10 protein-coding genes are annotated in these 13927 nt (G+C 70.1%); 4 read left to right on the top strand and 6 right to left on the bottom strand.

The window, feature by feature from the left end:
- Positions 1–23: 23 nt before the first annotated feature.
- Genes Cs7R123_RS30815 through Cs7R123_RS30805 form a run of 3 tightly spaced genes read right to left on the bottom strand, consistent with a single transcriptional unit; the run spans position 24 to position 2114 of the window.
- Positions 24–473 carry a nuclear transport factor 2 family protein gene (locus Cs7R123_RS30815; protein WP_212831679.1) on the bottom strand — a complete coding sequence of 150 codons (450 nt, stop codon included), beginning with the start codon at positions 471–473 and terminating at the stop codon, positions 24–26.
- Positions 474–531: 58 nt separating this feature from the next.
- Positions 532–1782, bottom strand: a complete 1251-nt coding sequence (locus Cs7R123_RS30810) for an RNA polymerase sigma factor (RefSeq protein WP_212831671.1) — start codon at positions 1780–1782, stop codon at positions 532–534.
- Entirely contained in the window at positions 1779–2114 is a 336-nt protein-coding gene (locus Cs7R123_RS30805; protein ID WP_212831669.1) for a YciI family protein, read from the bottom strand. The genes Cs7R123_RS30810 and Cs7R123_RS30805 overlap by 4 nt, the downstream gene beginning before the upstream one ends.
- A gap of 439 nt (positions 2115–2553) precedes the next feature.
- On the opposite strand from Cs7R123_RS30805, the gene Cs7R123_RS30800 reads away from it, so the two are divergent.
- Both Cs7R123_RS30800 and Cs7R123_RS30795 read left to right on the top strand, forming a co-directional pair.
- Positions 2554–4521 carry an N-acetylmuramoyl-L-alanine amidase gene (locus tag Cs7R123_RS30800; protein WP_244872248.1) on the top strand — a complete coding sequence of 656 codons (1968 nt, stop codon included), beginning with the start codon at positions 2554–2556 and terminating at the stop codon, positions 4519–4521.
- Positions 4522–4780: 259 nt separating this feature from the next.
- Entirely contained in the window at positions 4781–7138 is a 2358-nt protein-coding gene (locus tag Cs7R123_RS30795) for a transglycosylase domain-containing protein (RefSeq protein ID WP_212831667.1), read from the top strand.
- A gap of 54 nt (positions 7139–7192) precedes the next feature.
- Here Cs7R123_RS30795 and Cs7R123_RS30790 read toward each other — a convergent pair whose 3' ends face one another.
- A complete protein-coding gene (locus tag Cs7R123_RS30790; protein WP_212831664.1) occupies positions 7193–8839 on the bottom strand; it encodes a beta-1,3-glucanase family protein in 1647 nt (548 codons plus the stop codon).
- Positions 8840–9436: 597 nt separating this feature from the next.
- Here Cs7R123_RS30790 and Cs7R123_RS30785 point away from each other — a divergent pair.
- A complete protein-coding gene (locus Cs7R123_RS30785; protein ID WP_212831663.1) occupies positions 9437–11236 on the top strand; it encodes an anthranilate synthase family protein in 1800 nt (599 codons plus the stop codon).
- Between the two features lie 397 nt (positions 11237–11633).
- Positions 11634–12668: a TrmB family transcriptional regulator gene (locus tag Cs7R123_RS30780; RefSeq protein ID WP_280517338.1), complete on the top strand. Its 1035-nt coding sequence runs from the start codon at positions 11634–11636 to the stop codon at positions 12666–12668.
- Between the two features lie 10 nt (positions 12669–12678).
- Here Cs7R123_RS30780 and Cs7R123_RS30775 read toward each other — a convergent pair whose 3' ends face one another.
- Both Cs7R123_RS30775 and Cs7R123_RS30770 read right to left on the bottom strand, forming a co-directional pair.
- A complete protein-coding gene (locus tag Cs7R123_RS30775; RefSeq protein ID WP_212831659.1) occupies positions 12679–12939 on the bottom strand; it encodes a hypothetical protein in 261 nt (86 codons plus the stop codon).
- Positions 12940–13080: 141 nt separating this feature from the next.
- On the bottom strand, positions 13081–13866 hold the full coding sequence (locus Cs7R123_RS30770) for an AfsR/SARP family transcriptional regulator (RefSeq protein WP_212831657.1): 786 nt from the start codon (positions 13864–13866) through the stop codon (positions 13081–13083).
- Positions 13867–13927 lie beyond the last annotated feature (61 nt).

Here is a 13927-nt window from a genome sequence, read left to right as displayed (position 1 = left end):
CCGTGGTGCGGCGGCGGCCCCGGTCAGGCGGGAGTCAGCGCGGCGACGGCCGGCGCGGTGAAGGTCGGCAGCAGGCGCTTGCCGTTGATCCGGGCGACCAGCGAGGACGTGTCCTCGTACAGGTGCAGCGAGCGGATCAGGCCCTCCGACACGGTCAGCCACATCGCCACCGGCGTGCTCAGGGTGCGGTCGCCGGGCCGTACCGCGTGGGTGAACCGGCCCACGACCACGGCCGACTCGCCGTCCACGAGCGTGCGCTCGGCCTCGAATCCGCTGCGCCCCAGCTCGTGGCCTGGCAGGCGGGTACGCAGGAAGTCGGCGGCGAGGCTGCGGCTGGCGTGCCACGGCCCGGCCGCCGCGGCGGGGGAGTCGCACTCGTCGTGCTCGGCGAACAGCTCCCGTACGCCGGGCTGGTCGCCCTGCGCCATCCGGTGCACGTACGCCGCCACGACCTCGCGGGTGCTGGCGTTCATGGCCCGAACACTACTGATAGTGATCGACTCCGGCGAAGTAGTTGAACGGTCATCTGAATCACAGGCCAGGACGGGAATCCCGCAGCTCGTCCTCGGCCCGCTCCAGCAGCGCCTGCCGCTCCGGCTCGCTGTGCGCGGCCGCGGCCGCCCGCTGGAACAGCTCCGCCGCCCGTCCATGATCACCATTACGGGCGGTGAGGTGCGCCTCGACCGCGATCGTGTGCGGGTAGTCGTCCAGTGCCCCGCCCGCCCGCGCCCGCGCCAGCAGCGCCAACCCGGCCGCCGGACCGTGGGCGTGCCCGTGCGCGACCGCCCGGTTCAGCTCGATCACCGGGCTCGGCTCGCGGCGCATCAGCTCGTCGTAGCAGCCCGCGATCCGCGTCCAGTCGGTCGCGGCGGGCGTCGGGGCGGCGGCGTGGCAGGCCGCGATCCGGGCCTGCACCGCGTACGGCCCGTCGCCCGGCACCCCCTCCAGCAGCGCCAGCCCCTCCACGATCGCGGGCCGGTCCCACCGCGAGCGGTCCTGCCGGTCCAGCGTCACCAGCCGCCCCTGCCCGTCGCGCCGCGCCGCTCGGCGCGAGTGCTGGAGCAGGAACAGCGCCAGCAGCGCCCGCACCTCGGGCTGGTCGGGCATCAGCTGGGCCAGCAGCCGGGCCAGCCGGATCGCCTCCTGCGCGAACGCGGGTTCGCCGTCGGGGTTGTACCCGTGCGTGAACAGCAGGTACAGCACCGCGAGCACGCCCGGCAGGCGCTCGGCCAGCGCCGCGCCCTCCGGCACCCGATACGGGATGCCCGCCTGTGCGATCTTCGTCTTCGCCCTGGTCAGCCGCCGGGTCATCGCCGACTCGGTGCTCAGGAACGCCCGCGCGATGTCGGCGGTCGGCACCCCGCAGATGGTCCGCAGGGTCAGCGCCACCCGCGCCTCCGGCGGCAGCGCCGGGTGGCAGCAGGTGAAGATCAGCCGCAGCCGGTCGTCGACGACCTCGCCGCCGTCGGCCGGGTCCGCCTCGGGCTCGGTGCGGGCCAGGACGGCCAGGTCGTGCAGCTTGCGCCGCTCGACGGCGGCCCGGCGCAGCACGTCCAGGGCCCGGTTGCGGGCCACCGTCATCAGCCAGCCGCCCGGGTTGTCCGGCACGCCGTCGCCCCACCGCTGCACCGCCTGCGCCAGCGCGTCCTGCGCGCAGTCCTCGGCCAGCGTCCAGTCTCCCGTCAGCCGGATCAGGGTCGCGACGATGCGGGGGTATGACTCCGCCGCCGCGGCCGCGACGGCCGAAGCCGTCGCGGCCCCCCGATACGCGGAACTGCTCACTGCTCGAAGTCGGCGAACGGCCGCAACTCGATCCGGCCGCCCCGGGCCATCGGGTGGGTGCGGGCCACCTCGATCGCCTCGTCCAGATCGGCGCACTCCAGCAGGTCGAACCCGACGATGATCTCCTTGGTCTCGGCGAACGGGCCGTCGGAGACCAGCAGCTGCCCGTGGCGCACCCGCACGGTCGTCGCCGTCGACAGCGGCGCGAGCACGTGGCCGCGCAGCCGCCGCCCGGCGGTGTCGTTCTCGGCCACCCACTGGTCGATGTCGGGCTCCGGCGCGGCGTCGGTGTCAGGCTCGCCATCGGTGCAGACGAACATCATGTACTTCACGGCATGAACTCCTTCTGTGCGTTCCACTTGCCATCCTGACGAACCCCCGACCCCCGACCGGACACCCCGACGAGAAAAACCTCGGCCAAGTTGCCGGGCAATCGGGGGAATCGAGCCCTCGAATACGCCCGATTGCCCGGCAACTTGGCCGATCAAGCGCCCCGCCCCGCCCTCGCCGCGCCCCGATCTAGTCCGGACCGTGCCGTTCCGCCGGGGCCACGCCGCTCGGGCGGTGGGGATCATGCAGTTTCGGGGAAAGTGCATGAATCTTGGCCCGCATTCGTGCAGTTTCCCCGAAACTGCACCCTCCGGCGGCGGGCGGGACGGATCAGTGGGCTGTGAAGGAAAATTTTGTACGGTGAAGGTTGGGGGAAAGTATTGACCGGTCGGGGAATCGGGAGAAGGGTGACACGCATCGCACATCGACAAGGAGTCATGCGTGGCACCCCGATTCCCCCTGCGCCGATTGGCGCTGCTCACGACCGCCGGGCTCGCCCTCGGCACCGCCGCGGTCCCCATGCCGGCCGGTGCCGAACCAGCCCCGGAGAACCGCCAGGCCACCTACCAGGCCGCCGCCGACGAGTTCGGCGTACCGGTGGACATCCTGCTGGGCGTCTCCTATCTGGAGTCGCGCTGGGACGTCAACACCGGTGAGCCCAGCACCTCCGGCGGCTTCGGCCCGATGCACCTGACCGACGTCGACTACGTCGCCGCCCTGCCCGTGCCGGCGCAGGACGAGGCGCCCGAGGACGGCCGGGGCGACGACAGCCGCCCCATGCCCGTCGGCCACCCGACGGAAGCGCCCGCTCCCAGCAGCGAGTCGCTGCGTACGCTGGCCGCCGCGGCGGACCTGACCGGGCTGGACGAGGCCGCGCTGCGCACCGACGCGACCGCCAACATCCGCGGCGGCGCGGCGCTGCTGGCCTCGTACCAGCAGCAGCTTCAGGCGCCGGCCGGCGCCGCCAGCGACCCCGCCGCCTGGTACGGCGCCGTCGCCCGCTACTCCGGCGCCGACAACGAGGCCGCCGCAGCCGCGTTCGCCGACGAGGTGTACACCACCATCGCCGAGGGCGCCGCCCGCACCACCGACGACGGTGCCGCGCTGACTCTGGGCGCCCGCAGCGTCGTGGCGGACCACGGCTGGCTGTCGCGGCTGCACCTGCCGCGGCTGGAGCGGCCCGACGGCATCGAGTGCCCGATCGACGTCTCCTGCGAGTGGCTGCCCGCGCCGTACGCGAAGTACGGGCCGGGCAGCGGCGACTACGGCAACCACGACCTGGGCAACCGCCCGCAGTCGCAGCGCATCGAGTACATCGTCATCCACGACACCGAGGCGAGCTGGGCCACCACCCTGAAGCTGGTCAACGACCCGACCTACCTGGCCTGGCACTACTCGCTGCGCTCGGTCGACGGCCACATCGCCCAGCACGTCAAGGCCAAGGACGTCGGCTGGCACGCGGGCAACTGGTACGTCAACGCCAAGTCCATCGGCCTGGAGCACGAGGGCTTCGCCGCCCAGGGCAGCTGGTACACCGAGTCGCTGTACCGGACCTCGGCCAAGCTGGTGCGCCACCTGGCGCTGCGCCTGGGCATCCCGCTGGACCGCCAGCACATCATCGGCCACGACAACGTCCCCGGCACCACCAGCTCGACCGTCGCCGGGATGCACTGGGACCCGGGCCCGTACTGGGACTGGTCGCACTACTTCGACCTGATGAAGGCGCCGTTCCGGGGCCTGCCGGACGTGCTGGCCGGCCACGCGGGCCTGGTCACCCTGAACCCGGACTACGCCACCAACCAGCCCGCCTTCACCGGCTGCACCGGCGCGGCGAGCAACCCGTGCCCGCTGCGCCCCAGCTCCGCGGTGATCCTGCGGACCGCCCCGGACCTGACCGCGCCGCTGGTGCGCGACCCCGGCCGGTGCGGCACCAAGGCCAGCACCATGGTCGTCAGCGACCACTGCGCCCGCGCCTCGGCCGGGCAGACGTTCGCGGTGGCCGAGCGCTCCGGCGACTGGACCGCGATCTGGTACCTGGGCCAGAAGGCCTGGTTCCGCAACGCCGACGCCGGGCCGCGCTGGAACATCGGCTTCGTGGTCGAGCTCAAGCCGGGCCTGGCCAGCACGCCGGTGTACGGCCGGGCCTACCCGGAGGCGGCGGCCTACCCGGCCGGGGTGCCCGTGCAGGCGGTCAGCCCGTTCTCGCAGTACACCTTCGCGGCCGGGCAGCGCTACGCGGCCGGACCGGTGCTGACCTCGGAGTACTACCGCGCGGCCACGTTCGACTGGTCGGCGCCCGGTGACGGCACCGTGATCCGCGGAACGGACAAATATGTGCAGATCCAGTTCGGACAGCGCATCGCGTACGTCAAACTCGCCGATGTGGTGATCCGCCCCTCGGTGCTCTGACGCCGACGGCGGGTGGGGCGTCGCATCGACGCCCCACCCGCCCAGTGGGTCCCGTTCTGTCACGTATGTCGATCACCGATGGCACGTGACGTGCGGGGACGTGATCATTACAGATACATCTTGGACAAATGGCGCGCACCTGAGATCCTTGTCACAGCGGAGATCTCGCTGCTCAGTACGCGCGTCGTGCGACCCGTCACGGGGGTTGTCGCGGCAAGCCACGCTGGGATCCGTCCACCAGACCCAGGCGGTGACCCCAATGCGTAAGCGCCCCGTAGACGTCCTGGTCAACCTCGCCTACCTACTGATCTGCGGCCTGCTCGCCGGAGTGGTGGTGGCTGCCGCGGTGTTCCCGGCCGCCGCCCTGTCCGGCTACGCCGCGGAGATCGGCGGCCACGCCCTCGGCCGGCTGCCCGACGACCTGATCGTCAAGCGTTCGCCCCAGATCAGCTACCTGTACGCCGCCGACGGCAAGACCCTGCTGGCCAGCATCTACGACGAGAACCGGCGCGACGTGCCGATGTCGGAGATCCCGCTGGTCGTGCGGCAGGCGATCCTGGCCGCCGAGGACCAGGCGTTCTACAAGCACGACGGCGTCGACCTCAAGGGCATCGCGCGCGCGTTCATCGCGAACAAGCAGGCCGGCGAGGTCCAGCAGGGCGCCTCCACGCTGACCATGCAGTTCGTCCGCCTGTCCATCTCGTACGCGGCCGACACCCCGCAGGAGGTGGTGGACGCCACCGAGGACACGCCCCAGCGCAAGATCCGCGAGATGCGGTACGCGCTCGCCATCGAGCAGCGGCTGACCAAGGACGAGATCCTGGAGGGCTATCTCAACACCGCCTACTTCGGCAACCGGGCCTACGGCATCTACGCCGCAGCGCAGGTCTACTTCGACAAGGAGCCGCGGGACCTGACGCTGCCCGAGGCGGCGTTCGTGGCCGCGCTGGTCAAGTTCCCCGGCGACTTCGACGCCATCACGCACAAGGGCGAGGAGCTGGCCGTCGACCGGCGCAACTACGTGCTGGACGAGATGGCGCAGACGAAGGTCATCACGGACGCGCAGGCGGCCGCGGCCAAGGCCGAGCCGCTGAAGGTCGACGGCAAGTTCACCCCGAACGGCTGCGTGCAGACCACGAACATCAAGTGGGGCTTCTTCTGCGACTTCTTCCAGCGCTGGTGGGTGCAGCAGGAGGTCTTCGGCGCCACCACCTTCGACCGGGAGCGGGCGCTGCGCTCGGGCGGCTACCGCATCGTCACCTCGCTCGACCCGGTCACCCAGAGCGCGATGGACCGCAGCATCGACCGGGCCCTGACCAAGAACCCGGACCTGGACAAGGGCCGCTGGGCGTACAAGTCCGACGCGGTGATGCTGGCCGGGGTGGAGCCCGGCACCGGCAAGGTGCGCGGGCTGGCGGTCAACCGCAACTTCCGGCTGGACAGCAAGATCAAGCCGACCAACGGCCTCGCGTCCAACCCGGTGCTGGCCCGGCGGGGCATCCGGGGCAGCTACCCGAACACCACCAACCCGCTCATCACCGGTAGCGCGGACCTGGGCGGCTACCAGCCCGGCTCGGTGATGAAGATCTTCACGCTGACCTCGGCGCTGGAGAACGGGTTCCCGCTGTCGTACACCATCAACACGACCGCGCCGTACGTGTCCCACACCCGGATCACCGGCAGCCCGAGCTGCGGCGGGCGCTGGTGCCCGACCAACTCCGGCGGCAAGTCCTGGGGCGCGATGAACATGTGGACCGGGTTCGGCAACTCGGTCAACACGTACTTCGTGCCGCTGTTCGAGCGGGTCGGCGGTACGAAGGTGATCGACACCGCCCAGCGGATGGGCTTGACCTTCCACGACAACCCGAACGTCGACGTCGACGACTACTACTGGTCGCAGCACGCCGAGCTGTGGGGCCCGTTCACCCTCGGCGCCTCCGACCATACCCCGCTCCAGATCGCCAACGCGTTCGCGACGCTGGCCGCCGACGGCCTGTACTGCGAGCCGATCCCGGTCGACGCGGTCTACAACAGCCGGGGCGAGAAGATCGACGCCGCCGACCCGCGGTGCACCCAGAACCTGCCGGTCGACGTGGCGCGGGCCGCCATCGACGCGGCCCGGTGCCCCATCGGCGACCAGTCGCTGTACGGCCGCTGCAACGGCACCACCGCCCGCGACTCCAAGGAGATCATCGGCAAGTACATCGCGGGCAAGACCGGCACCACCGACAACTCCAAGTCGGTGACCCTGACGATCACCACCAAGCAGCTGGCCATCTCCGGCTTCTTCACCGACCCGGACTGGGCCCAGGTCAACCACAAGATGTCGCACCGGGTGGTCAACCCGGCCGTGCAGTACGCCATGAAGTGGGCCATGCAGGACAAGCCGAGCGTCCAGTTCAGCAAGCCCGGCAACCAGAAGGTCGTGTTCGGCAACTCGCCGCCGCCCCAGCCCAAGCCGAGCGCCCAGCCCAAGTCCAGCACCAAGCCCAAGCCCAGCGCCCAGCCCAAGCCGAGCGTCCAGCCCAGCCCGCTGACCCCGCCGCCGCCCGCCGACGGCAACGCGCCGGTGCTCCCGGACGCCCTGGCCCCGGTGCTCCGGCGGCTGCTGCCCTGATACGAGAAGGCCGCCCCACCTCAGCCCAGGTGGGGCGGCCTGCGGTCGCGCAGGTCAGGGCTGCGCGGCCAGGCGGAACGACTGCGCCGCGGTGCCGTTGCAGGTGTACTGCTGCAACTGCACGCTGTCGGCCGTGGACGCCGCGGGGACGTCCAGGCACTTGCCGCTGTGGCGGGCCACGAAGTGGTAGTAGCCGCCGCCCTCGTCGACCGGCAGCCACTGCTGGTTGCCGCCGCCGACATAGCTCCACAGGTTGATCAAGGCGCCGTCGGCGGTGGACACGCCGGTCACGTCCAGCACCTGTGCGGAGTTGTTGCGGTTGTTGATCCGCACGTAGCCGCTGTCGGTCGGCTGGAACTGGTACTGCTGGGCGTAGCTGTTGTTGCAGGTGTACTGCTGGATGGCGGTGCCGTTGGCGGTGCCCGACGAGCGCGCGTCGACGCACTTGCCGCTGTTCTTGCTGATGACGGTGTTCCAGGTGTTCGACGGGATGCCGCCGCCACCGCCGCCACCCGCGCCGAACGGGCTGAGGATGATGCTCGCCGAACGCGGGTCGCCGTCGTTGACCAGCGACTCGAACGCGCCCACGTCGTCGAACGCGAACGCGTACGCCTTACCGTCGACCATGTTCGCATGGATGATCTTCGCGTACTGGTTGGTGGGGCTGTTCTGGTAGAACTGCGCCGCGTTGGTGCTCGGCTGGGTGTCGACCGTGCCCAGCGTGCCCCGGTTCAGCGCCGCGCACAGCGTGCGCGAGATCGGGCCGACGACCTGGTCGTTCGGGGCGGCCAGGTTGCCGTCGCAGCCCCACACGTTGGCGCTGCTGGGCTTGTTGAACGAGGCCACCTGCGCGCCGGAGGAGTTGGTGAAGTTCATGACGTTGCCGCTGGTGCGCCCGAAGTACTTGGTGTTGGGCTGGTCGGCGAACGGCACCACCGTCAGCGTCTTGGACGCGTACGCGTTCCAAGCCGAGGTGATGTAGGAGTCCAGGTACGTGGCGCTGAACAGCCCGGCCCCGGCCGCCTTGCCCGGGGACAGGGCCCGCAGCACGGTGCCGTCGGAGCGGGTGTAGACCGTGTTGGCCCACCCGGACTGCGCCTTGATCGAGTTGATGGTCTTGTTGCGGCCGTCGCTGACCACGTCGCCGGTGCGCTTGGTGACCCCGGTCGCGCCGGTGACGGTCACCGCGTGCGGGATGGCGAACATGTCCACCTGCGAGCTGTTGAGCCACAGCCCGGCGTCGTTGTAGGTGAACTCGCTCCAGTCGAACAGGATGTTGTAGTTCGGGTCGCCCGAGGCCCACGGCGCCGGCTGGACCAGCCCGTCCGGGGTCAGGAAGAACTTCAGCTTCTCGCCGAAGGAGAAGTAGACCCGGCCGGAGAAGCCGCGCGGGAACCGGATGGTCGTGCTGCCGCCGTTGCCCGGTCCGGCGATGGAGACGTCGGGGGCGGGGGAGGGCGGGAGCTGGCCGCCGCTCCAGGCGGTGAAGGTGCCGGCCGAGTTCACGTAGCCGAGGCGGCCGGTGGACAGGTTGACGCCGAGGACGTACAGGAAGGTCGCGTCGCCGCGGCCGGTGTTGTTGGTGACGGTGACCGGGAGCGGGTTGGGCCCGATCGCGGCGGCGGGCGTCGCCGTGACGGCGGCCGCGGGCACGGCCAGGGCCAGGGCGGCGAGGGTGCCGAGTAGGTGTCGGGTACGCATGTCGTGCGAGCCTCACATTCCGGAAAGGGACGGCGGTGCGGGGCGGTGCCCGGCCGAGCGGGACGCGGGCGTACGGGGGGAGCCGGTGCCGCTGCTCGCACGGGCCGATGCGAGAGCGCTCTCTCACTGCGCGCACGCGGCCGCCCGCGTTCGCGCCGCCACTCCGGTTCGAAGCGGCGGTGAAACGCTGGCGACATCTTGCGTTCATGAGAGCGCTCTCACGATACGCTCCGCGCAAACGGGGCGTCAATAGACGTCAAGCGATGCCGTCGTGCCTGCTCGCGGGACGGGGCGGGATGGGTGTGGCGGCAGTTTCGGGGAAACTGCACGATTCCCGGCCCCCATTCGCGCACTTTCCCCGAATCTGCACGAGACCCGCGTGCGGCCCGGGGCGGCGGCGGGTGATATCCCGAATAGCGGGAAGGGGTGAATTGGGGTGTGTTCGATCAGCTGACGAGGTGGTGGGTGATAATCAATCTGAGATCGTGAATGTGTGTTTCGGGGGGTGGGACGGGTGATCCGGGGGCCACGGTGAGGTGCCCTAGACTGGAAATTCGAGCAAGGAACCGACTTTTCCCGTCAGCTAGGTGGCCGGCCATGACGTTCGACTTCGCGCATCCCTACTGCCTGGTCCACAACCAGGGGACCGTGTCGTATACGACCGGCTCGATCCTGCGCACCAGGCAGCTCGCCGACGTCCCGCGGTCGACCGGCCTGCCGGTGATCAGCATGGTCCCCTACACCCAGCTGCGCGAGCGCGGCTACGTCTGCCACGACGGCGACGAGCCGATCATCTCGCTCGTGCCCACCGAGCACCGCGACGTCGACCTGGCCTCCTTCGCCGACGCCGACACGCCGGTGCGCATCGGCGGCGAGCCGGTCTACACCCCGGACGACGCGGAGTTCGAGGCGGTCGTCCAGCGGGTCATCGACCAGGAGATCTGCCGGGGCGAGGGCTCCAACTTCCTGCTGTCGCGCCGCTGCGACATCGACATCACCGACTTCGGCCCGGACGTGGCCCACGCGATCTTCGCGCGGCTGGCCCGCAACGAGTTCGGCGCCTACCTGACGTTCTGCTTCTTCGACGGCGAGCGCTACTTCATCGGGTCCTCGCCGGAGCGGCACCTGACCTACCGGCACGGCACCGTCACCATGAACCCGATCTGCGGCACGCTGCCGCGTTCGGCGCTGCACTCCCGGGCCGACCTGGTGCAGTTCCTGGCCGACCCCAAGGAGATCAACGAGCTGTTCCAGGTCGTCGACGAGGAACTGAAGATGATGTCGCGCATCTGCCGCGAGGGCGGCGTGGTGCACGGGCCGTACCTCAAGGAGATGAGCGCGCTCGTCCACACGGAGTATGTGCTGGAGGGGACGTCGACGATGGCCCCGATCGACGCGTTCCGCGAGTCGATGTTCGCCGCCACGATGATCGGCAGCCCGCTGGAGAACGCCGCCCGGGTGATCCACCGGCACGAGTCGGAGTCGCGCCGCTACTACTCCTCGGCCCTGCTCATCACCGGCCGCGAGGACGACGGCGAGGAGTGGCTCGACAGCGCGATCACCATCCGCACCATGGAGGTCGAGCGCAGCGGCCACGCGGTGATCCGCTCGGGCGCCAGCATCGTGCGCGACTCGGTGCCGTGGAAGGAGACCCGCGAGGTCCGGGCCAAGGCCGAGGGCATGCTGACCGCCATCACGGGCGCGCAGTCGCCCGGCCGGTTCCTGCACCAGTACGTCGACCCGTTCGTCACCGACGTGCTCCAGCTGCGCAACAAGTACCTGTCGCGGTTCTGGACCGACCGGCAGACCGACGACCGCTACGCCTCACCGCAGCTCATCGGCCGGACCGTGCTGATCATCGACAACGAGGACCAGTTCACCGAGATGCTCAAGCACACGCTGGAGCACCTCGGCATGAAGGTGACGATGTCCGACTACCGCGACCCCGAGATCGCGCTGGACGGATACGACCTCGTGCTGGTCGGGCCCGGCCCCGGCGACCCCAACGACCTGGCCATGCCGAAGATCGCCCGGCTGCACGAGCTGACCGGGCAGCTGCTCGCCCGCGGCATCCCGTTCCTGGCGGTGTGCCTGGGCCACCAGATCCTGTCGCGCTCGCTGGGCATGGCGGTGGCGGCGGTGGATCCGCCGATGCAGGGCGTCCAGGAGACGGTGGATCTGTTCGGGCGCAGCGAGCCGGTCGGCTTCTACAACACGTTCTTCGCCGGTGCTCCGGCGGAGGTCCCGGCCGGGGTCGAGGTCGCGGCGGAGGCCGACGGCCGGGTGATCGCGCTGCGGTCGGAGAGGTTCTACAGCTTCCAGTTCCACGTCGAGTCGGTGCTGACCACCAACTGCATCACGATCCTGCGCGAGGCGCTGTTGTGGCTGCTGCGGTGACGCGCCGCCGGAGGCGGCCGGTGTGACGCCGACGGGCGGCCGGCGGGTTGTCATACCGGGCTGTCGTCCTTGCGATAGAACGGGCATCCGACGCCGTTCCGAAAGCATGGGATGACCGGACCATCATCCATGCGAATAATTGGTCTTGATAGCTGGGACGGCCGCGTACCGAATGGTGCGCGGCCGTCGCATGCGTGAACACCGCTGACCATCGGTTTTCTTCGACAGTGCTGGTCGCGCCGCGTGGAACCGGCGCCGCCGGTGGCGGGAGGTCGCCAATAGATAATGGAGATTTCTCATTTTGGCAGCTACCTGCCATCGGCCAATACCGACCTATTTGGATGGTTTGGTTTAGATGCAATGGGTCAGTCACGTCCGGTAATATGCGCGATCGTCCATGCGTGTCACTTCGGCGTTCCATGGGGGAATCGTGCTCGAACCGCTGGGTATCACTGACCTGATGCAGTCGGTCTATCTCGCGCTGTTGCGGTTGCCCGACATAGGGGTGAGGGAGATCGCCGCCGAGCTCGGCGTCGACCAGGACACGGTGCGGGCGACCCTGGACGAGCTGGTCCGGCTCGAACTGGTGCGGATGCGCTGGGAGGAGCCGCCCGAATTCCGCGCGGTCAGCCCGGAACTCGGCCTGGCCGCGCTGCTGGAACGCGAGCAGGCCAAGCTCGCCCAGCGCAACCACGAGATCGCGCGCAGCCGGGCGGCGGTGGCGAACCTGCTCATCAACCACGCCGAGATCAAGGCCAACAGCAACGACCCCGCGGTCGAGCGGCTCATCGGCATGGAGGCGATCCGCGAGCGGCTGGAGTCGCTGGCCCGCTCCTGCCGGACCGAGGCGCTGTCGTTCATGCCGGGCGGGGCGCAGTCGGCCGAGAGCCTGCGCGCCAGCCGACTGCTGGACGAGCAGGCGATGTGCCGGGGGGTGCGGATGCGCACGGTCTACCTCGACAGCATGTACAACGACGCCCGCACCACGGCGTACGCGCTGTGGCTGCAGGAGATGGGCAGCGAGGTGCGCACCATACCGGTGCTGCCGGTGCGCATGCTCATCGTCGACCGCGAGTGCGCGGTGGTGCCGATCGACAACGACCGCAGCGGGGCGGGCGCGGTGGTGCTCACCGGGGCGGGCCTGGTCGAGGCCCTGGTCTCGCTGTTCTTCTTCGTCTGGGAGATGTCCACACCGGTCGGCACGTCCAAGAGCAGCGACAGCACCGAGCTGTCGGCGCAGGAGAAGCACGTGCTGCGGCTGCTGGCGGCCGGATACACCGACGAGGCGATGGCGCGCCGGCTCGGGGTGTCGGTGCGCACCATCCGCCGGGGCACCGCGGAGCTGCTCCAGCGGCTCGGTGCGCAGAGCCGGTTCCAGGCCGGGGTGCTGGCCGCCGAGCGCGGCTGGATCACCGGCTCGGACGGGGCCTGACACAGCCGGCTCAGTACAGGTTCAGCCACCAGCTCTCCACGCCGGGCAGCGTGGCCACGGTGCGCCGGACGAGCTGGTCGGCCAGCTGCCGCGCCTGGTCCCTGCTGCCCGCGCGCACGTACAGGGAGCAGGCGATGCGGCCCGGCCGGGTGTCCAGGTACGCGTGCTCCAGCAGGTCCGTGCCGGCGACGCCTTCGAACAGGCGCCGCCGGACGTCCTCGCGGTCAGCGTGGTGCCCCGGGGTCTCGACGATGGCTATGACGAGATGCATCGGTGAATCCCGTCGTCGGAGCCAGGCACGGCGGAACCGGGCGTGGCGCATCGAGGCATGGTGGTCTCCCCGAGGGGTCGCTGAGGAAGGTTTGCGCGTAGGCGGGTGGCGGCCGTCGCGGCCGGATCGCGCTACGTCAGGCTAGACGCCGGCGGCTTGCCTCGAACTGCGGGAGGCGCGCTCGACCTGCTGGTTCTCGCCGTCGGCGACGAGGATGGCCCGGTAGGTCTCCGTCATCATCCGTCCGGGTGACACGCCGAGTTCCTCGGCGAGCACCCTCCGTCCGTCGTGGAAGACGGCCAGGGCGTCGGCCCGGCGGTCGCAGCGCCACAGGGTGTCCATGAGCAGCGACCGGAACCGTTCGTGCATGGGGTGCTTGGCGACCAGGCCGGTCAGTTCCGGCAGCAGGTCGACATGGCGGCCCAGCGCCAGGTCCGCTTCGACGCGGGCCTCCAGCGTCACCAGCCGCGCTTCGTCGAGCCGGTGGGCTTCCTCGTCGGCCAGTTCCTGCGTGACATTGGTCAGCGCGGGTCCGCGCCACAGCGACAGCGCCTGGGTGAGCAGGCGGGACGCGGCCAGGAAGTCGCCGTCGCGCAGGGCGTCGGTGCCCATTCGCGCCAGCCGCGCGAAGTTCTCGCTGTCGACCTGGGCCGGATCCACGTGGAGCTGGTAGCCGGGACGCTGGCGTGAGATCGTCACGGCGTCGCCGAGGTACTTCCGCAGCCGCGACACGTACGTGTAGATCTGTGCGTTGAAGGTCGCGGGCGGGTCTTCGTGCCACAGCAGCCGGCACAGGTGGGAGTCGGAGACCATGCGTCCCCGGGCGAGGAGGAGTGTCGCGAGAACGGTGCGTTGCTTGGAACCGTCGAGTGGTATTTCCCCGTCGCTTCCCCAGACCTCAACTGGCCCGAGAATTCGAAATTCCATCTCTTTCCGATCCGGTGTTCGTAGTCGCGTCCGTGAGGGGTGACGCCGCGGTGGACGCGAA

This window comes from Catellatospora sp. TT07R-123 (assembly GCF_018327705.1).
GTDB lineage: Bacteria > Actinomycetota > Actinomycetes > Mycobacteriales > Micromonosporaceae > Catellatospora.
The sequence above is the reverse complement of the archived record's forward strand: the minus strand, read 5'-3'. Positions and strand labels throughout refer to the sequence as shown.